The organism is Geodermatophilus bullaregiensis (assembly GCF_016907675.1).
In the GTDB taxonomy this organism is placed as follows: Bacteria; Actinomycetota; Actinomycetes; order Mycobacteriales; family Geodermatophilaceae; genus Geodermatophilus; species Geodermatophilus bullaregiensis.
This window is the reverse complement of sequence record NZ_JAFBCJ010000001.1, coordinates 4,931,452-4,953,551: the sequence shown is the minus strand read 5'-3', so window position 1 is coordinate 4,953,551 and position 22,100 is coordinate 4,931,452. Positions and strand designations below refer to the sequence as shown.

Annotated in this window: 24 protein-coding genes; 12 read left to right on the top strand and 12 right to left on the bottom strand. The window is 77.1% G+C overall.

Annotated features, from left to right (window positions below):
• Window positions 1-15: 15 nt before the first annotated feature.
• On the top strand, window positions 16-330 hold the full coding sequence (locus JOD57_RS23805; protein WP_204694285.1) for a hypothetical protein: 315 nt from the start codon (window positions 16-18) through the stop codon (window positions 328-330).
• A 137-nt stretch (window positions 331-467) separates the two neighbouring features.
• A complete protein-coding gene (locus JOD57_RS26545) occupies window positions 468-596 on the top strand; it encodes a hypothetical protein (protein WP_275582119.1) in 129 nt (42 codons plus the stop codon).
• An 18-nt stretch (window positions 597-614) separates the two neighbouring features.
• Here JOD57_RS26545 and JOD57_RS23800 read toward each other — a convergent pair whose 3' ends face one another.
• The 3 genes from JOD57_RS23800 to JOD57_RS23790 all read right to left on the bottom strand — a co-directional run bounded on the left by JOD57_RS23800 (window position 615) and on the right by JOD57_RS23790 (window position 3,791).
• Entirely contained in the window at window positions 615-1,700 is a 1,086-nt protein-coding gene (locus tag JOD57_RS23800) for a serine hydrolase domain-containing protein (protein WP_204694284.1), read from the bottom strand.
• A 139-nt stretch (window positions 1,701-1,839) separates the two neighbouring features.
• Entirely contained in the window at window positions 1,840-2,640 is an 801-nt protein-coding gene (locus JOD57_RS23795; protein WP_204694283.1) for a DivIVA domain-containing protein, read from the bottom strand.
• Window positions 2,637-3,791, bottom strand: a complete 1,155-nt coding sequence (locus JOD57_RS23790) for a globin domain-containing protein (protein WP_239568764.1) — start codon at window positions 3,789-3,791, stop codon at window positions 2,637-2,639. The genes JOD57_RS23795 and JOD57_RS23790 overlap by 4 nt, the downstream gene beginning before the upstream one ends.
• 346 nt (window positions 3,792-4,137) lie before the next feature.
• Here JOD57_RS23790 and JOD57_RS23785 point away from each other — a divergent pair, with 346 nt between their 5' ends.
• Complete coding sequence (locus JOD57_RS23785) at window positions 4,138-5,376, top strand: globin domain-containing protein (RefSeq protein WP_204694282.1); 1,239 nt, start codon at window positions 4,138-4,140, stop codon at window positions 5,374-5,376.
• A 12-nt stretch (window positions 5,377-5,388) separates the two neighbouring features.
• Here the strand turns inward: JOD57_RS23785 and JOD57_RS23780 are convergent, their stop codons facing one another.
• A complete protein-coding gene (locus JOD57_RS23780; protein ID WP_204694281.1) occupies window positions 5,389-6,708 on the bottom strand; it encodes an FAD-binding oxidoreductase in 1,320 nt (439 codons plus the stop codon).
• A 128-nt stretch (window positions 6,709-6,836) separates the two neighbouring features.
• Here JOD57_RS23780 and JOD57_RS23775 point away from each other — a divergent pair, with 128 nt between their 5' ends.
• Window positions 6,837-9,725, top strand: a complete 2,889-nt coding sequence (locus JOD57_RS23775) for an AfsR/SARP family transcriptional regulator (protein ID WP_204694280.1) — start codon at window positions 6,837-6,839, stop codon at window positions 9,723-9,725.
• Window positions 9,726-9,734: 9 nt separating this feature from the next.
• Here JOD57_RS23775 and mug read toward each other — a convergent pair whose 3' ends face one another.
• Entirely contained in the window at window positions 9,735-10,283 is a 549-nt protein-coding gene (mug, locus tag JOD57_RS23770; protein WP_204694279.1) for a G/U mismatch-specific DNA glycosylase, read from the bottom strand.
• 144 nt (window positions 10,284-10,427) lie between these two features.
• Between mug and dhaK the strand changes: the two genes are divergently transcribed.
• The 3 genes from dhaK to dhaM are packed head-to-tail and all read left to right on the top strand — an operon-like array spanning window position 10,428 to window position 12,474.
• Window positions 10,428-11,429, top strand: a complete 1,002-nt coding sequence (gene dhaK / locus JOD57_RS23765) for a dihydroxyacetone kinase subunit DhaK (protein ID WP_204694278.1) — start codon at window positions 10,428-10,430, stop codon at window positions 11,427-11,429.
• A complete protein-coding gene (dhaL, locus tag JOD57_RS23760; RefSeq protein WP_307824898.1) occupies window positions 11,384-12,067 on the top strand; it encodes a dihydroxyacetone kinase subunit DhaL in 684 nt (227 codons plus the stop codon). The genes dhaK and dhaL overlap by 46 nt, the downstream gene beginning before the upstream one ends.
• A complete protein-coding gene (dhaM, locus tag JOD57_RS23755; protein ID WP_204694277.1) occupies window positions 12,064-12,474 on the top strand; it encodes a dihydroxyacetone kinase phosphoryl donor subunit DhaM in 411 nt (136 codons plus the stop codon). Before dhaL ends, dhaM begins: the two co-directional genes overlap by 4 nt.
• 8 nt (window positions 12,475-12,482) lie before the next feature.
• Here dhaM and JOD57_RS23750 read toward each other — a convergent pair whose 3' ends face one another.
• Window positions 12,483-12,833, bottom strand: coding sequence for a PspC domain-containing protein (locus JOD57_RS23750; RefSeq protein WP_204694276.1), 351 nt, complete (start codon window positions 12,831-12,833; stop codon window positions 12,483-12,485).
• A 153-nt stretch (window positions 12,834-12,986) separates the two neighbouring features.
• Here JOD57_RS23750 and JOD57_RS23745 point away from each other — a divergent pair, with 153 nt between their 5' ends.
• Window positions 12,987-14,060 carry a YihY/virulence factor BrkB family protein gene (locus tag JOD57_RS23745; RefSeq protein WP_204694275.1) on the top strand — a complete coding sequence of 358 codons (1,074 nt, stop codon included), beginning with the start codon at window positions 12,987-12,989 and terminating at the stop codon, window positions 14,058-14,060.
• Between the two features lie 37 nt (window positions 14,061-14,097).
• On the opposite strand, the gene JOD57_RS23740 is transcribed toward JOD57_RS23745, so the two are convergent.
• The 3 genes from JOD57_RS23740 to JOD57_RS23730 form a co-directional block, all read right to left on the bottom strand.
• Window positions 14,098-14,385, bottom strand: coding sequence for a hypothetical protein (locus tag JOD57_RS23740; protein ID WP_204694274.1), 288 nt, complete (start codon window positions 14,383-14,385; stop codon window positions 14,098-14,100).
• 158 nt (window positions 14,386-14,543) lie between these two features.
• The gene (locus tag JOD57_RS23735; protein ID WP_204694273.1) at window positions 14,544-15,311 is read right to left on the bottom strand and encodes an alpha/beta hydrolase; all 768 of its coding nucleotides are present in this window, start codon (window positions 15,309-15,311) and stop codon (window positions 14,544-14,546) included.
• 22 nt (window positions 15,312-15,333) lie between these two features.
• Window positions 15,334-15,969, bottom strand: a complete 636-nt coding sequence (locus tag JOD57_RS23730; protein WP_204694272.1) for a DUF2238 domain-containing protein — start codon at window positions 15,967-15,969, stop codon at window positions 15,334-15,336.
• A gap of 104 nt (window positions 15,970-16,073) precedes the next feature.
• On the opposite strand from JOD57_RS23730, the gene JOD57_RS23725 reads away from it, so the two are divergent.
• The 4 genes from JOD57_RS23725 to JOD57_RS23710 all read left to right on the top strand — a co-directional run bounded on the left by JOD57_RS23725 (window position 16,074) and on the right by JOD57_RS23710 (window position 20,084).
• Entirely contained in the window at window positions 16,074-17,261 is a 1,188-nt protein-coding gene (locus JOD57_RS23725; RefSeq protein WP_204694271.1) for an MFS transporter, read from the top strand.
• An 86-nt stretch (window positions 17,262-17,347) separates the two neighbouring features.
• Window positions 17,348-18,892 carry an ATP-dependent DNA ligase gene (locus JOD57_RS23720; RefSeq protein ID WP_204694270.1) on the top strand — a complete coding sequence of 515 codons (1,545 nt, stop codon included), beginning with the start codon at window positions 17,348-17,350 and terminating at the stop codon, window positions 18,890-18,892.
• Between the two features lie 41 nt (window positions 18,893-18,933).
• On the top strand, window positions 18,934-19,527 hold the full coding sequence (locus tag JOD57_RS23715; RefSeq protein ID WP_204694269.1) for a TetR/AcrR family transcriptional regulator: 594 nt from the start codon (window positions 18,934-18,936) through the stop codon (window positions 19,525-19,527).
• Window positions 19,524-20,084, top strand: a complete 561-nt coding sequence (locus tag JOD57_RS23710) for a TIGR03086 family metal-binding protein (protein ID WP_204694268.1) — start codon at window positions 19,524-19,526, stop codon at window positions 20,082-20,084. The genes JOD57_RS23715 and JOD57_RS23710 overlap by 4 nt, the downstream gene beginning before the upstream one ends.
• Before the next feature lie 18 nt (window positions 20,085-20,102).
• On the opposite strand, the gene JOD57_RS23705 is transcribed toward JOD57_RS23710, so the two are convergent.
• From JOD57_RS23705 to mscL, 3 genes are all read right to left on the bottom strand, one after another.
• Complete coding sequence (locus JOD57_RS23705; RefSeq protein ID WP_204694267.1) at window positions 20,103-21,131, bottom strand: LLM class flavin-dependent oxidoreductase; 1,029 nt, start codon at window positions 21,129-21,131, stop codon at window positions 20,103-20,105.
• Between the two features lie 217 nt (window positions 21,132-21,348).
• Window positions 21,349-21,519 carry a hypothetical protein gene (locus tag JOD57_RS23700; protein ID WP_204694266.1) on the bottom strand — a complete coding sequence of 57 codons (171 nt, stop codon included), beginning with the start codon at window positions 21,517-21,519 and terminating at the stop codon, window positions 21,349-21,351.
• 119 nt (window positions 21,520-21,638) lie between these two features.
• Complete coding sequence (gene mscL, locus JOD57_RS23695; protein WP_204694265.1) at window positions 21,639-22,049, bottom strand: large conductance mechanosensitive channel protein MscL; 411 nt, start codon at window positions 22,047-22,049, stop codon at window positions 21,639-21,641.
• Window positions 22,050-22,100 lie beyond the last annotated feature (51 nt).

Below are 22,100 nucleotides of genomic sequence, written 5' to 3'. Positions count from 1 at the left end.
GGGAACACTGGTCCGGTGAGCTCCCCGACCGACGGTCTGCGGGCGGCGCGGGGCGTCGTGCGCCTGCTCAACACCTCGGGCGGCGGCGTGCTGTGCCTGGCCGGCGCGGTCGACGCCGCTGCCGTCGAGTCCTTCCACCGGCGCTACGGCCGCGAGCCGGCGCGGGTCGAGGTCATCGACGCCCGCTCGGTGACCTCGCTGTCGCCCCCGGTGGTCGAGCTGCTGGTGGAGCACCTCGCGGCGGCCCACCGGGCGGGGCGCCCGGCGGTGCTGCGCCGCTCCGCGCCGGTCGAGCAGGCACTCGCCGGTGCCGTGCACGGGCCGTGCTGAGCGTCACGGCCCACGTTCACCTCGCGTTCAACGACACCACACCGGGACGCAACAGCCCTGGTTACCGTGGGGAGTGGCTGCCCGAGCAGCCGACGGACGACGACGTCCCCTCACGACCACACTCCCGAGGAGACGACATGACCTCCCGTACCACCACCACCCGCGCTCGCTCCTGGCTGCGCCGCCTCGACGCCTACACCCTCGAGGTGTTCAACCCCGGCATGCCCTACCGGCCGCGCCGGGACCGCACGCCCGCGCAGGGCTGACCGCCCGCGGCGGCCCGCTCACATCCACTCACCGCGCAGGACCGGCCAGATCCGGTCGAGGTCGTCGGTGCCGGCCTGGTCGCCGTTGCAGGAGACGGCCACGGCGACGTGGCGGTCGGCGGAGACGGCGAACCCCGAGAGGAAGCCGGCCCAGGACCCGGGGTGGGAGAGCGCGCCGCCGCGGTCGACGTACACCCCGGCGCCGTAGCCGGTGCTCCCCTCGACCGGTGCCGGGTCCCCGACCTGGGCGTCGAGCAGCGACCGGCCACCGAGCACCCCCGTCCGGTACACGTCGGCCCAGCGCACCAGCTCCGACGGCGTCGTCTGCACCGACCCGTCGCCGACCTGCCCGAACCGTGAGCCCGCCGGCTCCCACGGGGCACCCGGGGAGGCGCGCACGTGGCTGCGCGCCGACGACGTGCCGGTGTTCCCGGGGTCGGCACCGGAGGGGTCGAGCACCATCGCCAGGTCCAGCGGCCCGAACACCCGGTCGGCGAGGAACTGCGGCAGGGGCCGGCCCGCGGCCGCGGCGACCACCTCGGCCAGCAGCACGTAGTCGGAGTTCGAGTACTCGAACCGCTCGCCGGCCGGGTGCCGCAGGTCCGGGTGCGCGGCGATCGCGGCCAGCGCGTCCTGCTGGGTGGTCCGGTCGGTGACCTGCACCCCGGCCGCGGCGAGGTCGGCCAGGTAGTCGGGGATGCCGCTCGTCTGGTGCACCAGGTGGTCGACCGTCACGGTGCCGGCCCAGGCGGGCAGGCCCGGCACCCACCGCGACAGCGGGTCGTCCAGCGACAGGACGCCGTCCTGCTCCAGCAGCAGCACCGCGGTCGCGGTGAACTGCTTGCTCACCGAGGCGACGTCGAACGTCGTCGACGTGGAGATCGGCCGGCCGGTCGTCAGGTCGGCGAGACCGCGGGCGCCGGCCCAGACCACCTCCCCGTCGACGCCCACCGCCGCCGAGCAGCCCGGCGCGTCGGCGGCGAGCACCCGCTCGAGCAGGTCGTCGCTGCGGGCGCTGCTGCGCTCGACGTCGACCCGGTCGGCGGCGGGAGTCGTCGAGGGCGTCGCGTCCCTCGACGTCCCGGCCGTGCAGCCGGTGGACACCGACACGAGCGGGAGGCACGCGGCAGTCCGGGACGGGAGGCGGCGACGTCGCGGCACGGCCGCACCCTGCCGCTCCGTGGGTCCCGGCAGGCGACAGCCCGCGGCGCCGGGCCGGCCGCCTCCCGAGGAACTGGGCTGCTCAGCGCGTGGGACGCGCGGCTCCCTCCGCGGGCGCGGGCCGGGCGTCCGGGCGCAGCGCGTCCTCGCTGAGCAGCACCGCGGCCGCCTCCACGGTCGCGGGCTCCTCACGGCGGGCCGGCGCGGCAGCCGGGAGGACCGGCTGGGGGGGCCGGCCCCGGAGGCGGGCCGGCGCAGCCGGCACCGCGTCCGGGTGCGCGGCACCCCACTCCCGCTCCACGTCGTCGAGCAGGGCCTCGAGGTAGGAGCGCAGCTGCGTGCGGCAGGCCTGGCTGAAGGCCTGCAGGTAGACGACCTGCTCCTGCAGGTCCGCCGTCTGCGGGTCGGCGGCGCCCTCACCGGCGACCAGCCCGCCCCTGCCCTGACCGGTGATCCGCGCCGCGGCCTCCTGGGCCGCCTGGATCATCGCGCCCACCTTCTCGCGGGCCTGCCGGACCTGCTCCTCGTAGTGCTCGCGGGCCTCGGTGGTCATGACCCGGCTGAGCGCCTCGGCCTCGGCCACGTACTGGTCGGCGGTCTGCTGCGCCGCCGCGAGGATGCCCACGGCCTGCGCCGAGGGCGCCTCCGGCCGCGCCTCGCCGTCGACCCGGGCCTGCAGGGCGTGCACCCGGTCGCGCAGCTCTGCCTTCTCCGCGTGCAGCCGGTCCAGCTCCTGCCCCACGCGGTCGAGGAACCGGTCCACCTCGGTGTCGTCGTACCCGGGGTGGAAGATCGAGGACCGGCCGAACCGCACGTCGCGGACGTCCGCGGGGGTCAGCCGCCGGCCGCCGCTCCACGCAGCGGTGTCGGTGCTCGTGCTCATGTGGTGACCTTTCCATCGACATCGGGACCCGGGCGGCTGGGGGCGAACACCTCGGTGCGGATGCGGTCACGGGGCAGCCCGTGCCCGAGGAGCCGCTCGACGGTGTCGTCCACCATCGCCTGCGGTCCGGCGACGTAGGCCTCCCGGCTCGCCCACGGCCCCGACCGCCCCACCACCTCGCCGACGTCCCCGTGCGCCAGCGAGGAGTCCCCGTCCTCGGAGACGGCGGCGGTGACCGTCAGCCACGGGTGCTCCTGCTCGAGCCGCGCCAGGTCCGCGCGGTCGTAGAGGTCCTCCTCGAGGCGGACGCCGACGAAGAGGTCCACCCGCCGGGGCGGGCCGTTGCGGGCGACGTGGTCCACGATCGCCTTGAGCGGCGCCAGCCCCGTCCCGCCCGCCACCAGCAGCAGGTCGCGGTCCGAGTCGGGGTCGAAGCGCAGGTGGTCGACCGGGGGCCCGAGGTGCAGCACGTCCCCGACGTGGACCTGCCGCACCAGCGCGGTGCTGACCGGACCACCGGGCCGTGCCCGCGCGTGGATCTCCAGCTCGCCGTCGGGCCGGCAGGCGTTGGCCGGTGAGTAGTAGCGCCACAGCCGCGGCCGCAGCTCCGTCTCGAGCGAGATCGACTCGCCGGGACGGTGGGACAGTGGCTCCTTCGGACGCAGCCGCAGGACGGCGGTGTCGACGGTGCGCCGCTCGTGCGCGACGACCTCGGCGTCCCACCAGGGCGGCTGGTCGGCCACCTCGTCGGCGGCCTCGACCATCACCTTCGCGACCAGCCCGTAGGCCGCCGTCCAGTCCGCGGCGAGCGCGTCGTTCCAGTCGTCGTCGAAGTGCTCCAGGGTGGCCAGCAGGCTGGCCCCCACCGCCGGGTAGTGCTCGGCCACCGTCCCGAACTTGCGGTGGTCCTGACCCAGCTGGCGGAGGATCGGCACGAGGGCGTCGAGGTCGTCGACCCGGGCCACCACCTCGCCGAGCGCGGCGAACAACCGGTCGCGCTGTTGCGCCATGGAGACCGGGAACAGCTGGCGCGTCTCGGGGTGGGTGAGGAACAGGTGCGCGTAGAACCACAGCGGCGCCTCGTCCCCGGCCGCCGCGGCCTTGGCGAAGTTGGCCCGCATCGCCGGGATGTCCACGAACGCCCCCCTCAACCCGTGGTCCTCGGCCGGCCTGCTGGCCGGACCGTCGTTGGGCCGGGACGCCGCTGCGTCGTGCCGCCGCGGTCACCGCCCCCGTGAGGATCCCTCCCGGCCGCTGCGCTCGGTGCCGCGCGCGGACGCCGAGGGATCCGGGCGCACTGTATCCACGAGCCACGGTCACCGGCTAGCACTCCGGAACCGATCCGGTCGACGTCCGGGGTTTCTCCTGGCAGGGTCGCTGGCCGGGGAGTGCCGGTCGCGGTCGCCCCCGGCCCCGCCGGCCGGGAGGGCGCAGGTGCCACGGGACTCCACCGCTGCGCAGACTGGCTCGACGTCCGTCGACCGTCGGAGGAGGACCATGCTCTCGAACCGCTCCCGTCCCGTCATCGAGGCCACGCTGCCCGTGGTCGCCGACCACGTCGGGGAGATCGCGAAGCGCTTCTACGCGCACCTGTTCGACGCCCACCCCGAGCTGTTCGACGGGGTCTTCAACCGCGGCAACCAGGCCGAGGGCACCCAGCAGGTGGCGCTGGCCGGCTCGGTCGCCGTCTTCGCCAGCGCCCTGGTGCAGACGCCGGAGCAGGTCCCCGAGCGCCTGCTGTCTCGGATCGCGCACAAGCACGCCTCGCTGGGCATCACGCCGGCGCTGTACGACGTCGTCCACGAGCACCTGTTCTGGGCCATCGCCGACGTGCTCGGCGACGCGGTCACCCCCGAGGTGGCGGCCGCCTGGGACGAGGTCTACTGGCTGATGGCGTACGCGCTGATCAACCAGGAGCGCGGCCTCTACAGCGCCCGCGGGGTGCGCCCGGAGACCGTGTGGCGCGAGTGGGAGGTGGCCGAGCGGGTCGAGGAGACCGACGAGGTGGTCACCTTCCGCCTGAAGCGGACCGACGACCACCTGGTCAAGACCTCGCTGCCCGGCCAGTACGTGACCGTCCAGGTGCCGATGCCCGACGGGGTGCGGCAGCCGCGGCAGTACAGCCTCACCAGGGCCGACGACGGCGAGCACCGCCAGTTCTCGGTCAAGCGGGTCCGCGGCGGGGGCAAGCCCGACGGCGAGGTCTCCAACCACCTGTGCGACCACGCCCGGGTCGGCGACCGGCTGACCGTGTCGCTGCCCTTCGGCGACGTCGTCCTCGACGACTCCGGCCGCCCGGTGGTCTTCATCAGCGCCGGCATCGGCGTCACGCCGATGGCCGGGATGCTCTCCCACCTGACCGCGGCGGGCTCGCGCCTGCCCATCACGCTGCTGCACGCCGACGTGGACGAGGAGTCGTTCGCGTTGCGCCGGCAGGTGCTCGAGGACGTCCGGCGGCTGCCCGGCGCCACGGTGCACACCTGGTACGAGCGGGGCGCACGGAGCACCCTGCCGGTCGACGGCGTGCACGCCGGCGTCATGGACCTCGACGACGTCGTGCTGCCCGAGGGCGCCGTGTACTACCTGTGCGGCCCGCTGCCGTTCATGCAGGCCGTCCGCAGCACGCTGCTCGAGCGGGGGGTGCCGGCCCGGGACGTCCAGTACGAGGTCTTCGGTCCCGACCTGTGGCAGGCCGACTCCCAGACCGAGCCCGCGCCCGACGCCGTCCACGCCTGACCGGCGCGGGGTCTACCCGCCGCGCACCGGCCGCCCGCCCGTCCCGGGGCCCGGGACGGGCGGGCGGCCGCGGCCGGCTCCCTCGAGGATCCGGTGCGGGTCGGTGGCCGTGGCCAGCGCCGTCAGCCGGTCGCGGACGGGCGGCGTGGGGGTCCGCGCCAGCACGTCGGGCCAGCGGCCGTGCCCGTGGGCCGGCTCCCGCCCTCCGGTCTCGGGGTCGAGCGCCGCGGCCAGCTCCTCGGCGCAGGCCCAGGTCGCCGCCCGGTCCTCGGTGCCGGTCCCGCCGACGACCCGCACGGCCAGCCGCGCGTCACGGTGGCACAGCGCGCTCGAGCGCTCGGGCACCCAGCCGACCGCGCCGCCGAGCAGCCGCAGCTCCACCGTCCGCGGCGCGCAGCCTCCGGTGGCGGCCCGCAGCACCGGCCCGGCGCCGGCGGCCCCGAGCCGGTCGAGCAGCAGGGAGGACTCCACGCCGGTCACGGGCCCCACTCCCCCACCCAGGTCGGCCGGGCCGCGGACGCCGACGTCGTCCCGCGCCGGCCGCAGCCGGGCGCGCAGCCCGTCGAGCACGGCGGCGCCGTCGCCGGGGTCGCCGGTCCAGCCGAAGCGCACCGACACGGCCACCTCCCCCGTGGGGAGGCGCACCAGCACCAGCGACGTCCCGGCCTGCGGCGGGAGCGCGGCCGACCAGGTGCGCCACTCCTCCAGGACCTGGCCCGCGTCGTCCCCGGGCCAGGACAGGTCCCCCGCGTAGCGCGGCCCCGCGGCCAGCAGGTCCACCTCGACGGCGGTGACCAGGCCCAGCGCCGCGCCGCCCCCGCGCACGCCCCAGAACAGCTCAGGCTCCTCGTCCGGCGCGGCCCTCCGCAGGACGCCGTCGCCGGTGACGAGCTCCACCGCGCGCACCCGGTCCGACGCCGGCCCGTAGGTGCGCGCGAGCAGGCCCACGCCGCCACCGGTGACCGCGTCGGCGACCCGCTCGTCACCCGACGTGCCGGGGACCGGCGCCAGCCCGTGCCGCGCGGCCGCCGCGGCCAGCTGCCGCCAGCGCACCCCGCCGCCGACCCGCGCCCAGCCCGCCTCGGACACGCTCAGCTCGCCGAGGCCGTCGACGTCCACCACCAGTCCGCGGGCGGCGTCCGCGCCGTCCCCTCCTCCCGCCACGGCCACCCCGTGCCGGCCGGCCAGCCGCACCGTGGCGACGACGTCCGCGGCGTCGGCGACCGACACCACCGACCCCCGGACGGCGGCCCCGGGGGACAGCCGGCCCCGCAGCGAGGCCTCCAGGTCGGGCGGCAGGACGGCGGTCGCGGACAGCGGCGGAGGGGGCATGGCGGGCTCCGGACGGGAGGGGACGGTGCTCCCGCAGCGTGCGCACGCGCCCTTGCCGTGACCTTGTCGCGGGCTTGGGGACCGGGAGGACCCCACGACCGGCCCGGGAGCCCCTAGCCTGCCTCCCGATGACCGCGACCTCGTTCCGCGTCCTCGGGCCCGTCGAGGTCTGGCGCGACGGCCGTCTCCTGGCTCCCTCGTCCCCGCGGCACCGCGCCGTCCTCGCCGCGCTGCTGGTCGACCCGGGGCGCACCGTCCCCGTCGACCTGCTCGTCGACCGCGTCTGGAGCGGCCAGCCGCCCACCGCGGTGTCCGCGACGCTGCAGTCGATCGTGTCGCGGCTGCGCCGCGAGCTCGAGCCGGACGTCAGGAACGGCCGGTGGACCCTCCTGGTCACCCGCGAGCCGGGCTACCGGCTCGACGTGGCGCCCGGGGACGTCGACGCCGTCCGCTTCGTGCAGCTGCTGCGCAGCGCCCGCGACCTGGCCGCGCGCGGCGACGTCGAGGCGGCGCGGACGGCGGTCACCGAGGGGCTGGCGCTGTGGCGCGGCCCGGCCTACGCCGACGTGTCGGCGACCTTCGCCGTCGAGGAGGCCGAGCGGCTCGAGCACCTGCGCCTGGCCGCCCGGGAGCTGGCCGCCGAGCTGGACCTGCGGCGCGGCCGGCACGCCGAGATCGTCGACGACGTCCGCGAGCTGCTGCGCGCCGAGCCGCTGCGGGAGGGGCTGCGCGCCTCGCTGATGCTGGCGCTGTACCGCTCCGGGCGGCAGGCCGAGGCGCTCGAGGTCTACGACGAGGGCCGCCGGCTGCTGGCCGACGGCCTCGGCGTCGACCCCGGCCGCCCCCTGCAGGAGCTGCACGAGCGGATCCTGCGCCAGGACGCGGGGCTGGCCGCCGCGCCCGTGCAGCCGGCCCCGCCCGCCCCGGCGGCCGCCCCGGCCGCCGAGGTCCCCGCCACCCCGGCGGTGCGCCCGCTGCCGGTGCCGCTGACCGCCTTCGTCGGCCGGACCCGGGAGCTGGCCGCCGTGGCCACCGCGCTGGGCGGCCGCCGGCTGGTGACGCTCGTCGGGCCCGGCGGCAGCGGAAAGACGCGGCTGGCGCTGGAGGCCGCCCGCCGCCGTCCCGACGGCGCCCCGCCCGCCGCCCTGGTCGAGCTGGCCGGGGTCGAGGACCCCGACCTGGTCGCCGCGCAGGTGGCCACCGTCCTCGGGGTCAGCCTCACCGCCGGGGACCCGCTCGGCGCCGTCGCCACCGCCCTGCAGGACCGCCCGCTGCTGCTCGTGCTCGACAACTGCGAGCACGTGGTGGAGGCGGCGGCCGAGGTGTGCGCGGCCCTGCTGCCCCGGTGTCCCGACCTGCAGGTGCTGGCCACCTCGCGCGAGCCGCTCGGGCTGCCCGGCGAGGCGGTGCTGCCCTGCGGGCCGATGCCGGCGGGCGCCCCGGGCAGCGACGCCGAGCAGCTGTTCCTCGACCGCGCCCGGCTGGTCGCCCCGCACCTGGCCGAGCCGTCGGAGGAGGACCTGGCGCGGGTCCGCGACCTGGTCGTGGCCCTCGACGGGCTGCCGCTGGCCGTGGAGCTGGCCGCGGCCTGCCTGACCACGCTGCCGCTGGCCGAGGTCGCCGGGCGCGTCGACGACCGCTTCGCGCTGCTGTCGGGCGGCTGGCGCACCGCGGTCCCGCACCAGCGGACGCTGGCCGCGACCGTCCAGTGGAGCATCGACCTGCTCACGCCGCCGGAGCTGGCCGTGTTCCGGGCCGTGGCGGTGCTGCCGGGCAGCTTCGGCGCCGACGCCGTCGAGGCGGTGGCCGGGCCGGAGGTCGGCGGCGGCGCGCGGGAGCTGCTGCGGGTGCTCGTGTCGAAGTCGCTGGTCGAGCTCGACCACGGGACCGGCCGCCACCGCGTGCTCGAGACGCTGCGGCAGTACGCCGAGCAGGGCCTCCCCGAGGCCGTCGCGCGGCGGCTGCGCGACCGGCTGGCCGGTCACGTCGTCGACCTCACCGAGCGGCTGGAGCCGACGCTGCGGCGCGCCGAGTGGACCGCCAGCGCCCGCCGGCTCGACGCCGAGCAGCCGGCACTGCGCGCGGCGCTCACCCACACGCTGGCCACCGGCCAGGGCGAGCTGGCGCTGCGGATCGGCGCCGCGCTCTCGTGGTGGTGGTACCGCCGCGGCCACGTCCAGGAGGGCCGCCGCTGGCTGGCCAGCGCGCTGGACGCCACCCCGGACGCACCGCCGCGGGTGCGCAGCGGCGCGCTGCTCGGGGACGCGCTGCTGGCCTACCTCTCCGGTGACGTGGCCTCGATCTGGGCGCGCACCAACGAGATCGTGTCCGCGGCTCCCGACGAGCACGACGGCGTCCTGGCGCTGGCGCTGGTGCTGCGCGGCTTCGTCCGGGCGCTGCTGGGCCAGGCCGACCCCGACGGGGAGACCGCCCGCGACATCGCCCACGGGCTGGAGCTCGCGCAGGCCTCGGGCATCGAGTGGGTGCAGGCCGAGATCGCGATGACGCTGGGCCAGTTCGCCCGGGTGGCCGGCGACGCCGAGGGGGCGCTGGCGCACCTGGCGCGGGCCGAGGAGCTCGCCCTGGGGCTGGGCCACTCGTGGGCGCACTCGTCGGTGCTGTGGATCCGCGCCAAGGTGCTCACCGAGCTCGGCCGCGCCGACGAGGCGCTGGGCGACCTGTGGCGGATGGTCGACCTGACCCACCGCGAGGGCGACGCCACCGGCACGCTGGCCGGGCTGCTCACCGCGGTCGGCGCCGCCACCGCGGGCGGCCGGGCCCGCACCGGCGCCGTCCTGCTGGGTGCGGTGCGGTCCAACGCCCGGCTCGTCGGCTACGACCCCCTCCGGATGGACCCGGTGGACGGCGGGCGCTACGTCACGGCCGTCGAGGCCGCCCTCGACCCGGCCGCGCTGGCCGCCGCCGTGGCCAAGGGGTCCGGACTGGACCTCGGCGCCGCGGTCGCGCTGGTCGGCCAGCTGGCCGGTGAGTCCGAGCCGCTCCCGGCGGGCCGGTGAGCCGAGCGGTTAGGAGCGGGGCGCCCGCAACCCGCCGTACAGCCGGGCGAGGTCGGGCAGCTGGTAGGCGGCGTTCAGACCACTGGGGTTGGGCAGCACCCACGTCTGCGCGCCGCCCAGCCGGTCGGGCTGCCGGCCCCAGCCGGTCCGCGCCCGCTCGCCGGTGGCCAGCCGCCAGGCGGTGATGCCGAGGACGGCGACCACCCGCGGGCGGTGGCGCGCGACCAGGGCGGCCAGCGCCACCGCGCCGTCGCGCAGCTCGTCGGGTCGCAGCTCGGCGGCGGTCCGGGTGGGCCGGTCGACGAGGTTGGTCACCCCGAGGCCGTGGTCGAGCAGCTCGCGGTCCTCCTCCGGTGCCAGCCGGCGCGGGGTGAGCCCGGCCAGGTGCAGCGCCGGCCAGAACCGGTTGCCCGGGCGGGCGAAGTGGTGCCCGCGGGCGGCGGAGAGCAGCGACGGGTTGATGCCGCAGAACAGGACGTCGAGGTCCGGGGCGACCACGTCGGGCAGCGGCTTGCCCGGTCCCCCGCCGTCCGCCGTCGCACCGCCTGCCGTCCCCATGACGCGACCAGTGTCGCCGAGCCGGTCGGCACGGGCGCCGGACGGGTCCGGGCCCGGTCTTGTGGAGTCCGCTGCCCGGTCCCTAGCCTCCGGACGTCACGTGACCGCGGTCACCCCAGCAGGGCCGATCCCCCGGGAGCCCCGGTGAAGAAGCTGCTCAACGACCCGGCCGACGCCGTCGCCGACGCACTCCGCGGCATGGCCGCCGCCCACCCCGAGCTGCGGGTCGACCACGAGACCCGGGTCGTCCTCCGCCGGGACGCCCCGGTGCGCGGCAAGGTCGGGCTGGTCTCCGGCGGCGGGTCGGGCCACGAGCCGATGCACGCCGGCTTCGTCGGCGCCGGCATGCTCGACGCGGCCTGCGCCGGCGAGGTGTTCACCTCGCCCGTGCCCGACCAGGTCGTGGCCGCGACCCAGGGCGTCGACGGCGGCGCCGGGGTGCTGCACGTCGTGAAGAACTACACCGGCGACGTCATGAACTTCGAGATGGCCGCCGAGCTGGTGGCCGCCGAGTCCGACACCGAGGTCGTCGCCGTCGTCACCGACGACGACGTCGCCGTCCAGGACAGCACCTACACCGCCGGACGGCGCGGGGTCGGCGTCACCGTGCTGCTCGAGAAGCTGGCCGGCGCGGCCGCCGAGGAGGGCCGGCCGCTGGCCGAGGTCGCCGACGTCGCCCGCCGGGTCAACGCCACCGGCCGCAGCATGGGCATGGCGCTGACCTCGTGCACCGTCCCGGCCGCGGGCCGGCCCACGTTCGACCTGCCCGAGGACGAGATGGAGATCGGCATCGGCATCCACGGCGAGCCCGGACGGCGCCGGGTGCCGCTGGCGCCGGCCCGGGAGGTCGCCGAGATGCTCGTCGAGCCGATCCTCGCCGACCTGGACCTCACCGGCGGCGACGGCGTCATCGCCTTCGTCAACGGCATGGGCGCCACCCCGCTGCTGGAGCTGTACGTGGTCTACGCCGAGGTGGCCGCCGTCCTGGAGAAGTCCGGCGTCGGCATCGCGCGCAACCTCGTCGGCTCGTACATGACCAGCCTGGACATGGCCGGCTGCTCGGTCACCCTGCTCCGGGCCGACGAGGAGCTGCTGCGGCTGTGGGACGCGCCGGTGCGCACCCCGGCGCTGCGCTGGGGCGGCTGAGCGTGGCCGTCCCGGTCGACGCCGCCGGCCTGACCGCGTGGGTGACCGAGTTCGCCCGGCTGGTGCACGAGCAGCGCGACGAGCTGACCCGCCTCGACGCCGCCATCGGCGACGCCGACCACGGCGCCAACCTCGACCGCGGCATGACCGCGGTGGTCGCGGCGCTGGAGGGCGGACCGGCCGACGACCCCGCCGCGGTCCTCAAGACGGTGGCGACGACGCTGATCAAGACGGTCGGCGGGGCCAGCGGCCCGCTCTACGGCACGTTCTTCCTCCGGGCCGCCGGCGCGCTCGACGGCGGCGACGCCGGCGCCTTCGCCGCCGCGGTCCGGGCCGGGCTCGACGGGGTGGCCGCCCGCGGCAAGGCCGAGCCCGGCGACAAGACGATGCTCGACGCGCTCACGCCGGCCTGCGACGCGCTCGACGCCGCGCTGGCCGAGGGCCGTGACCTGCCCGACGCGCTGCGGGCCGCCGCGGAGGCGGCCGCGGGCGGGCGGGACGCGACCGTGCCGCTGGTCGCCCGCAAGGGCCGGGCGAGCTACCTCGGGGAGCGCAGCGCCGGCCACGCCGACCCGGGCGCCACCTCCGCGGCGCTGCTGGTGCAGGCCGCCGCGACCGCGCTGGCCGGCGGCTCGTGACCGTCGGGCTGGTGGTCGTCTCGCACAGCCGCGCGCTGGCCGAGGCGGCGGTGGAGCTGGCGCGCGGCATGCTGCCCGGCCGCGAGCTCGCCGTCGGCGTCGCGGCCGGCGACGTCGACGGCGGACTGGGCACCGACGCGACCGCGATCGCCGACGCGGTCACCGCCGCGGACGGCGGGGACGGCGTCGTCGTGCTCATGGACCTCGGCAGCGCCGTCCTGTCGGCCGAGACCGCGCTGGAGTTCCTCGACGACGACCAGCGGGCGCGGGTGGTGCTCTCCCCCGCGCCGCTGGTCGAGGGCCTGGTCGGCGCCGCGGTGGTCGCGGCCTCCGGCGCGTCCCGGGACCGGGTGGCCGCCGAGGCGCTGCAGGGCCTGGCGCCCAAGCAGGCGCACCTGGCCGGCTGAGCGACCGGTCAGTCCCGCCGGGCCGTGGGACCGGCGAGCCGGACGTGCAGGTCGTCGACGAACCGGTCGACCGGGCGGGCGGTCTCGCCGGGGCCGAGCGGCTCCTGCGGCACGAGCACCCACAGCAGCAGGTACAGCAGGGCGCCGACACCACCGGCGACGGTGAGCCCGACGAACGCCACCCGCCAGAGCACGGGGTCGGTGCCGGTGTGCGCGGCCAGGCCGCCGCTGACGCCGCCGAGCACCGCGTCGGAGCGGCTGCGCCGGAGCTGGGGCCGCCCCGTCCGCGGGGGGACGGCCTGCGGCGGGACGGCCTGCGGGGAGACGGTCTCAGGGGTGGGGAAGGGGGTCGATGTCATGGCAGTGAGCCTGCCGGGGACGGGTGCCCCGGCACATCGGGGAGCGCCCGGAACCGACCCCGGTCCGGGGCCCGGGTGCCCGTCCGGGGATCCCCTGTGCGGAGAACCGGACGGGAGCGTGCCGGGGACCGGGAGCCGGAGCACACTCCCCCCATGGCGGAGGCGCGCGGCGTCGGGGCCGCGACGGGGACACCGGTGGGGTCGGCACGCCCCCGGCCGGACGACACGGTGACCGACGGCGCGGTGCCGGACGAGGCAGCGCCGCACGACGCGGGGCCGCACGGGGCGGGGCCGCACGACGCGGTCTCGCCGCACCGGATCCCGCCGCGGGGCTGGTGGCGGGTCGTCCGGCGCGCCGTCCGGCACTCGTTCGACGAGCGGCTCATGGCGCTGATCGCCGCGGTGGCCTTCTTCGCGATCCTGTCGATCGCCCCGGTGCTGGTGACGGCGCTGTCGATCTACGGCGCGGTCACCACGCCGACGGAGGCGCTCGAGCAGCTGTCGGCGGTGGCCGGCATGCTCCCCACCGACCTCGAACCCCTGGTCGCCGAGCAGCTGACCACCATCACGGCCGCCTCCGGCCAGGTGCTCACCTGGCGCGGCCTGGCCGGGCTGGCGGCGGCGCTGTGGACGGCGACCACCGCGGCCACCTACCTCGTCGACGCGCTGACCCTCGCCTACCACGAGGAGGAGACCCGCAGCTTCCTGCGCCGCAGCGGGCTCGGGCTGGTGCTGGTGCTCGGCGGTGCGGTGCTGCTGGGTGCGTTGATCACCGTGGCGGGCCTGGTGTCGGAGGCACTCGACGGCGCGCCCGGCCCGGTCCGGGCCGTCGCGCCGGTGGCCGTCTGGCTGGGCATGGCCCTGCTGATGGCGACGGTGCTCGCCGTCCTCTACCGCTGCGCCCCCGACCGGAAGGACGCGCGCTGGCGGTGGATCAGTGGCGGCGCGGTGCTCACGACGGTGCTGTGGCTGGCGACGTCGGCGGCGCTGTTCGCCTACGTGCAGAGCCTCGGCAACTACCAGGCCACCTATGGCTCGCTGGCCGGCGTGGCGATCAGCATGGCGTGGCTGTGGCTCAGCGTGTTCCTGGTCGTCCTGGGCGCGGTGGTCAACGCCGAGGCCGAGCGGCAGACGTCCCGGGACTCCACGGTCGGGCCCGAGCGGCCGCTGGGCGAGCGGGGCGCCGTCGTCGCCGACAGCGCCCCGCCCTACCCGGAGGAGCGGTGACCGCCCGACCGGGTCAGCCGGGGACCGGCTCCGCCACCTAGCCCGAGACCGGCGTCGTGCCGAACATCAGCACCCGGCGGCCGACGTCGTAGTGGACGACGCCGCTGTCGCGGAGCATGTCCTGCAGGGCGTCGGCGTCGTCGGGCGAGAGGGTGAGGACCTCTTCCCAGGCGCCCTGGTCGAGCACCAGCTGCAGGGTGTAGACGCCCGGTGAGCCGGGCTCCTGGGCGGTCCAGGAGAACTGGTAGTGGCTCAGCTGGCGGACCTTGATGCTGTCGTCGGTGACCGGCTGGGAGACGTTCGTCGTCGCTGGCTGCTCTGCCATGAGTCACTCCTGGTGAGAGGCGTACGCGGGAGCCCGCCACCTACCCCGGCGTTCCCCGCGCGGACCCGCGGGACCCGCTCGGCACCGCCTGTCGGTGACCCTGTGCGACCGCCCGTGCCCGCTCCATGACCGCCCCCGCCCGCGGCCCGGCGACCGGGTCAGCCCCCGAGCCGGTCGACCGCCTCCCGGGCCGCCTCCGGCGGCACCACATGGCCGCCGTCGAACTCCCGGTAGGTGACGTCGTACCCGTCGTCGCGGAGCTCGGGGACGACCTCGCGGCTGGTGCGGTCGATCGGCAGGACCTCGTCGGCGGTGCCGTGGGAGACGAAGACCGGCGGCCGCCCGGTGCGCGGCCCCGGGGGCACGAAGCCCGGGGAGAAGGCGACGACCCGGCGGAACAGCTCGCCGTTGGCCAGTCCCAGGCCGAGGGCGTAGGACGCGCCGTCGGAGAAGCCGGCGACGGCGACCCGCGCGGCGTCGACCGGGACGGTGCCGGAGACCGCCGCCAGCGCCCGGTCGACGCCGGCCACGTCGGGGCCGTAGCCCCGGACGACGGCGTCCCAGGTCGACTCCCGGGAGGCGGGCGCGAGGAGCAGCAGCCCCCGCTCGTCGGCGAGCGGCCGCAGCAGCGCGAGCCCGGACTCCGCGTCCCCTCCCGCGCCGTGCAGGACGACGACCAGCGGCACCGGCCCGGTCACCCCCGCGGCCGGCACGTGCAGCAGCGCGTCGCGGGTCTGCTCGAGGCCGAGCGGGCGGGTGCCCGGCGGCGGGGGCGGCGCGCCGGGCGCGGCTCCCGGGCGCGCGGTCAGGGTGGCCGCGTCCCCGGCCGCGGGCGGGGCGCCCGGCACCTGGATCCCGCACCCGGCCAGCAGTGCGGCGCCGGCGACCCGGCCGGTCGCGAGCAGCAGGCCGCGACGGGTGAGCACGGCTCCCCCGTACCCGCTCCGGTCAGGCGCTGACCTCCTCGTGGGTGTTCACGCCCGGGATCCGCCGGACCGAGCCCCAGCCGAAGCGCGCCCACACGACCAGGAGCGCGGCGCCGGCCAGCGAGCCCAGGGTGTCGCGCACCAGGTCGCCGTTCGTGTCGTCGTTGCCCTCGGAGAGCTGGGTGCCCAGCCACGCGTCGGAGCGCCACTCGTAGACCTCCCACAGCGCCCCGATCGTGACGCCGAGGGCCGCGGTCACGACGGCGATGCCCACGTAGTGCCGCAGGTGGGTCTCGTCGCGGGGGTCGGGGACGACGTCGAGGCGGGCGAGGGCGATGTAGACGACGGGCGCGGTGAGCATGGGCAGCGTGAAGTGCACGAGGTCGTCGAAGCGGACGAACCGGTCGTAGAGCCCCAGCGTCTCGCCGAACCCCTGCAGCGCCATCCCCGCCGTCACCGCCAGGTCGTAGACCCGCGGCAGGTTCACCAGCCGGGCGACGACGGTGACCGCCCCCATCACCAGCAGCACCACCGCGGCCCCCGTCCGGCCGGCCACGGCGTAGGCGACCGCGCCGCCCAGGACCACCAGCCGCAGCACGTCGATGCCGTCCCTGACCACCGGCGTCCAGTCACCGAGCACCAGTCTGCGCGCGTCCACGGCCCCGCCCTACCCGGCTCCCGGGCCGTGAGCACGCCGGACCGTGACCGCGCCGTGGCCGGACCGCCCGCCGGCGCGCCGGATCGGCCTGCGAGCATCGGCCCGTGCGGGGACGGGGGATCGACGGGCTCCCCCGCGAGGTCGGCGTGCTCGCCGTCGTCGCCTTCGCCGTCGCCCTGGGGTTCGGCATCGTCGCCCCGGCCATCCCGCTGTTCGCCCGGTCCTTCGGCGTCGGGACGACGGCGGTCGGCCTCGCGGTGAGCGCCTTCGCGTTCTTCCGGTTCGTCTCCGCGTTCGGCGGCGGCGCGCTGGTCGAGCGCCTCGGGGAGCGCGTCGTCCTCGCCACCGGGCTGGCGGTCGTCGCGGTCACCACCGGCCTGGCCGGGCTGGCCACCTCGTTCCCCGTCTTCCTGTGGCTGCGCGCCGCCGGCGGGGTCGGCAGCGCGATGTTCACCGTGGCCGCGCTGGCGCTGCTGCTGCGGGTGGCGCCCGCGGCCTCCCGGGGCCGGGCCGCCGCCACCTACCAGGGCGGCTTCATCCTGGGCGGCATCGTGGGACCCGCGGCCGGTGGCCTGCTCACCGAGGTCTCCCCGCGGCTGCCCTTCTTCCTCTACGCGGCGTCCCTGCTGGTCGCCGGCGTGGTGGCGCTGGTCCTGCTGCGCCCGTCGGCGATCGAGCGGGCCGCGGGTCCCGCCGGGGTCCCCGGCGACCCCGGCTCCGGCCCGGTCCCGCTGCGGTCGGCCCTGCGCTCGCGCGCCTACGTCGCGGCGCTGGTCACCAACCTCGGCGTCGGCTGGGTGCTGTTCGGCGTCCGCAACTCGCTGGTCCCGATCTACGTCATCGAGGAGCTGGGCCGCAGCGCGGCCTGGGCCGGCGCCGGCCTGCTGGCCGGCTCGGCGGCACAGGCGCTGGCGCTGCTGCGCTCGGGCCGGCTGGCCGACACCTGGGGACGGCGGCCGAGCCTGGTGCTCGGGACGGCGACCGGCACGGCCGCGCTGGCGCTCCTGGCGCTGCCCCCGGCGACCGGCGTGTTCCTGCTGTCGATGGCGACCTACGGACTGGCCGCCGCGCTGCTGGCCAGCGTGCCCGCGGCGCTGGTCGGCGACGTGAGCCCGGTGCGGGGCGGCCGGGTGGTGGCGGTGTTCCAGATGTCGGCCGACCTCGGGGCCGTGGCCGGTCCGCTGGTGGCCGGCTGGCTCACCGACGTGGCCTCCTACCAGGTCGCGTTCGCGGCCAGCACCGCCGTGGTGGCCGCCGGCCTGGCCGCGGCGCTCGCGCTGCCGCGCCGCTGACCCCCCGCTCGGGGACGGCGACCGTGCACTCCCGCGGAGGTGCACGGACCTGGGCTCGTGTCGGCCCCGGGTGCGAGAGTGCCGGGGTGCTGCTCGCCGACGTCGTCACCGCCTCCGCCGCGGTGGCCGCCACCCGCGCGCGCACGGCCAAGGCACGGGCGATCGCCGACGTCCTGCGGAGGGCCGAGCCCGGTGAGGTCGGGCCGGTGACCGCGTGGCTGGCCGGCGACACGCTGCAGGGCCGGTTCGGGGTCGGCTGGCGGACGCTGACCCGGCTGACGTCCGACCCCGCCGCCGCGCCCGCGCTGACCGTGGCCGGCGTCGACGCCGTCCTCACCGTGCTGGCCGCCGAGGGCGGGACCGGGTCCGCCGCCCGGCGCGAGACCGCGCTGAGCGGGTTGATGACCGCCGCCACCGCCGACGAGCAGCGCTTCCTCGTCCGGCTGCTCACCGGGGAGCTGCGGCAGGGCGCCCTCGAGGGCGTGGTCCTCGACGCGGTGGCCGCGGCGGCCGGCGTGCCCGCCGACCTGGTCCGCCGGGCCGCGATGCTGTCGGGCTCGCTGCCGGTCACCGCGGCCACGGCGCTCGACGGCGGTGCCGCGGCGCTGGAGCGGGTGCGGCTGGAGGTCGGCCGCCCGGTGCGGCCGATGCTGGCCGGCCCGGGCTCCTCGCTCGACGCCGCGCTCGCCGACCTCGGCGCCGACGTCACGGTCGAGTACAAGCTCGACGGGGCGCGCATCCAGGTGCACCGCGACGGGGACGACGTCCGGGTGTGGACCCGCACGCTGCGCGAGGTCACCGGCGCCGTCCCGGAGCTCGCCGAGCGCGTCCGCGCCCTGCCGTGCGAGCGGGCCGTCCTCGACGGCGAGACGCTCGCGCTGGACGACGACGGCGCCCCGCGCGCCTTCCAGGACACGATGAGCCGCTTCGGCAGCGCCGGGACGGGCGCGGACGGGACGGCCGCGGTGCTGCTCAGCCCGTTCCTGTTCGACGTGCTGCACCTCGACGGCCGCGACCTCGTCGACGAGCCGCTGGCCGTCCGCCTCGACGCGCTCGCCGGGCTGCTGGCCGCCGACCCGCACGCACCGCTGCGGATGCCCGGCCTCCGCCGCCCGACGCCAGAGCAGGCCGCCGGGGTGCTCGACGCCGCGCTGGCCGCCGGCCACGAGGGCGTCGTGGTCAAGGCGCTGGACGCGCCCTACGCCGCGGGCAGGAGAGGCCGGGCGTGGCAGAAGGTCAAGCCGGTGCACACCCTCGACCTGGTCGTCCTCGCCGCCGAGTGGGGGTACGGGCGGCGCACCGGGAGGCTGTCGAACATCTCCCTCGGCGCCCGCGACCCCGACGGCGGCGAGCCGGTGATGGTCGGCAAGACGTTCAAGGGCATGACCGACGAGCTGCTCGACTGGCAGACGCAGACCTTCCCCGGGATCGCCGCCGAGACGGCGGCGTGGGGCGTGCGGCTGCGGCCGGAGCTGGTGGTCGAGATCGCCCTGGACGGCGTGCAGCGCAGCCCCCGCTACCCCGGCGGGGTCGCGCTGCGCTTCGCCCGCGTCGTCCGCTACCGGCCGGACAAGACCCCGGCCGAGGCCGACGACCTCGACGCCGTCCGGTCGCTGCTCGCCGGGAGCTGACGCCTTTCCCTCAGTGGAGTGCTGCTCTAGAGTGCCACTCCATGAACGCGCGCGGCTCGACCAGCAGGGATGCGATCGTCCGGGCGGCACTGGCCGGCGCCCGGGACCGCGGGTGGGCGGAGACCTCGATGCAGGAGGTCCGGCTGCGCGCGGGGGTGAGCAACGGCAGCCTGTTCCACCACTTCCCCACCCGGCAGGACCTCGAGTCCGCCGTGGTCGCCGCCGGTCTCGTCGAGCACGATGGCGCACTGCTGGCGGAGCTGCGCGCGTCGACGGGCGCGCGCGAGGGGGTGCGGGGCGTCGTCGTCCGCCACCTGGCCTGGGTGCGCGAGCACCCGCGCGTCGCGGTGCTGCTGCTCTCCGCCCGGCCGCCCGTGCTGCGGGCCGCGATCCCCCCGGAGGTGGTCGAGGACAGCCGGCGCTTCTTCGCCGAGGTGGCGGCCTGGTTGCGACGGCACGGGTGGAGCGGACAGCCCGGGTTGCCCGTCGTCACCGCGCTGTGGCTGGGACCGGCCAACGACGTCGCGCGGGGCTGGCTGACCGCCGGGGGCGAGGAGCCCGCCGGCGCGGTGGCCGCGGTCGTCGCCGACGCGGCCTGGGACGCGCTCCGTGCGCACCTGCGGGCGGACGCGTGAGCACGGCCCGCGACCGGTACCTGCGGGCGCTGGACCGCGTGGACGACGTCGTCGCCCGCGTCCGGCCCGCGCAGTGGGGGCTCGCCACACCGTGCCCCGACTGGGACGTGCGCGAGCTGGTGGGCCACCTGGCCGACGGTCAGGCGCAGGTGGCCGCGATGCTCCGGGGCACACCTGCCCGGCCCGGGACCGCGGGCCGCGCAGGGCCCGATCCCACGGCGGCCTGGCGGCGGGCCCGGCAGGAGGTGGTCGCCGCGCTGGCCGCGGTGGCCGACGACGCGGTCCTGCGCACGCCCCTGGGCGAGCTCCCCCTGCCGGCTCTGCTCGACACCGCCGTCGTCGAGCCCCTGCTGCACGGCTGGGACCTGGCCACCGCGGTGGGCAGCACGCCGGACCTCGACCCCGAGACGGTCGAGGTGACCCTGACCGGGGTGCGCGCGCTCGGCGACCGGCTGGCCGGGACGGGCACGTACGCGGCGGCCCTGCCCGTCTCCGACGGCATGACCGCCCGGGAGCAGTTGCTGGCCCTCACCGGACGCCGGCCGGTCGCGCCCTGACCGGCGGCCCCGGGGCCGTCAGCCGGCGGCGACCTGCGGGGCGACCTCGGCGCCGAGCAGCTCGATGCCGCGCAGCAGGTCGGCGTGCGCCAGGCGCGGGTTGGTCATCTGCAGCGAGACGCGCTGCACCCCGCCCAGCTGCTCGGAGACCCGCAGCAGCTTGGCCGCGATGGTGTCGGGGTCACCCATGAAGAACGCGCCGTTCGGGCCGCTGGTGGCGTCGAACTGGGCGCGGCTGGGCTGGGCGAAGCCGCGCTCGCGGGAGATCTTGGCGAACATCTCGTGCCAGCCGGGGTAGATGGTGTCGGCCGCGGCCCGCGTGCTCTCGGCGACGTACCCGAACACGTGCAGCCCGACCTGCAGCGCCTCGGGCGTGTGCCCGGCCTGGGCGCCCGCGCGGCGGTAGAGGTCGACCAGCGGCGCGAACTGCCGCGGCTCGCCGCCGATGATCGCGACCATGAGCGGCAGGCCCAGCAGCCCGGCGCGGACGAAGGACTCCGGCGAGCCGCCCACGCCGACCCAGATCGGCAGCGGGTCCTGCACCGGGCGGGGGTAGACGCCCTGCCCGGTCAGCGCCGGCCGGTGCCGCCCCGACCACGTCACGGTCTCGGACGCGCGGATGCGCAGCAGCAGGTCGAGCTTCTCGTCGAAGAGCTCGTCGTAGTCGGCCAGCGACAGGCCGAAGAGCGGGAACGCCTCGGTGAACGAGCCGCGGCCGACCACCAGGTCGATGCGGCCCTTGGCGATGAGGTCGAGGGTGGCGAACTGCTGGAACACCCGGACCGGGTCGGCCGCGCTCAGCACGGCGACGGCGCTGCCCAGCCGGATGCGGGAGGTCCGGGCGGCCGCGGCGGCCAGGATGACCGGCGGCGCGGAGTCGTAGTACTCCGGGCGGTGGTGCTCGCCGATGCCGAACGAGTACAGCCCCACCCGGTCGGCGAGCTCGATCTCCTCGAGCAGGTGCTCCATGCGCTCCGCGGGGCCGACGACGTGCCCCGTCGAGGGGTCGGTCACCGCCGCCACGAAGCTGTCGACGCCGAGGTGCACGGCGGTCTCCTCCCGGGTCGTGGGCGCGGACGCCCCGTGTGGTCAAGCGTTCAACGGCCAGTGAACCAGGCCCGGGCACCCACGCTCCCCGCGTCCGGTCCTCCGACACGCGACGGCGCCCCCCACGGATCGGACCGTGGGGGGCGCCGTTCGCCCTGCCTCCCTGCAGGGTCCCGCCGCGAGCTCGCGAGTGGCGGGGGGCAGGGAGGTCCTTTTGTCAGGCCGCGGAGCTGACGTCCTCGCTCGGCTGGCGGGCTGCCGTCGCGGTGCCGCGCGCGGCCTTGTGACCGGCGAGGTACCAGGCGGTGCAGTCGGGGCAGCTGGCGATCCAGACGTGCCGCGGGTGACGCAGACAGGTGGTCGGACGGGTGGACGGGTGGTGGCTCATGGCGTGGTGCTCCCTGCCGCCTCGCCGGCGGCTCGTGACTTCCGTGCGCTGGTGCAACGCCGTCCCCCCGTCCGCCCATCCGGCCGGCGGGGTGAGCCCCGTCGCGGTCGCTGCCCGCGTCACTCCGCCAGCGGCTGCACGTCGCGGGTGCAGAACATGCAGACCGAGGCGTCCACCGGGATGAAGCTCCTGCAGTGGTCGCACTCACGGCTGCCCTGGGCGCCGGCGGTCTCCCGGCCCGTGGCCCGCCGGATCGCCTGCACCAGGAACATGATCGTCAGGGCCAGCAGCAGGAACGACACGAACGCCGTCAGGAACGAGCCGTAGCGGATCTGCGAGCCGTTCACCGTGAGCACGAGCGCGTCGAAGTCCGGCTGCCCGAACACCGCGGCCACCAGCGGCAGGATGACGTCGCCGACCAGGGACTCCACCACGCCCGCGAACGCGGCGCCGATGGCCAGGCCGACGGCGAGGTCGACCAGGTTCCCGGAGAACGCGAAGTTGCGGAAGTTGGTGAACAGCTGGCCCACGGGTCCCCCTCGCTCGGTGCTCGGCGGCAGCGTAGGGCCGGCGGCAGCCCC

What these genes read in the sequence shown, in the direction of transcription:
- JOD57_RS26545 (WP_275582119.1), top strand. Translation starts at nt 468, where the DNA reads ATGACCTCCCGTACCACCACCACCCGCGCTCGCTCCTGGCTGCGCCGC.
- JOD57_RS23795 (WP_204694283.1), bottom strand. Translation starts at nt 2,640, where the DNA reads ATGAGCACGAGCACCGACACCGCTGCGTGGAGCGGCGGCCGGCGGCTG.
- JOD57_RS23785 (WP_204694282.1), top strand. Translation starts at nt 4,138, where the DNA reads ATGCTCTCGAACCGCTCCCGTCCCGTCATCGAGGCCACGCTGCCCGTG.
- JOD57_RS23780 (WP_204694281.1), bottom strand. Translation starts at nt 6,708, where the DNA reads ATGCCCCCTCCGCCGCTGTCCGCGACCGCCGTCCTGCCGCCCGACCTG.
- JOD57_RS23775 (WP_204694280.1), top strand. Translation starts at nt 6,837, where the DNA reads ATGACCGCGACCTCGTTCCGCGTCCTCGGGCCCGTCGAGGTCTGGCGC.
- mug (WP_204694279.1), bottom strand. Translation starts at nt 10,283, where the DNA reads ATGGGGACGGCAGGCGGTGCGACGGCGGACGGCGGGGGACCGGGCAAG.
- JOD57_RS23750 (WP_204694276.1), bottom strand. Translation starts at nt 12,833, where the DNA reads ATGACATCGACCCCCTTCCCCACCCCTGAGACCGTCTCCCCGCAGGCC.
- JOD57_RS23745 (WP_204694275.1), top strand. Translation starts at nt 12,987, where the DNA reads ATGGCGGAGGCGCGCGGCGTCGGGGCCGCGACGGGGACACCGGTGGGG.
- JOD57_RS23740 (WP_204694274.1), bottom strand. Translation starts at nt 14,385, where the DNA reads ATGGCAGAGCAGCCAGCGACGACGAACGTCTCCCAGCCGGTCACCGAC.
- JOD57_RS23715 (WP_204694269.1), top strand. Translation starts at nt 18,934, where the DNA reads ATGAACGCGCGCGGCTCGACCAGCAGGGATGCGATCGTCCGGGCGGCA.
- JOD57_RS23700 (WP_204694266.1), bottom strand. Translation starts at nt 21,519, where the DNA reads ATGAGCCACCACCCGTCCACCCGTCCGACCACCTGTCTGCGTCACCCG.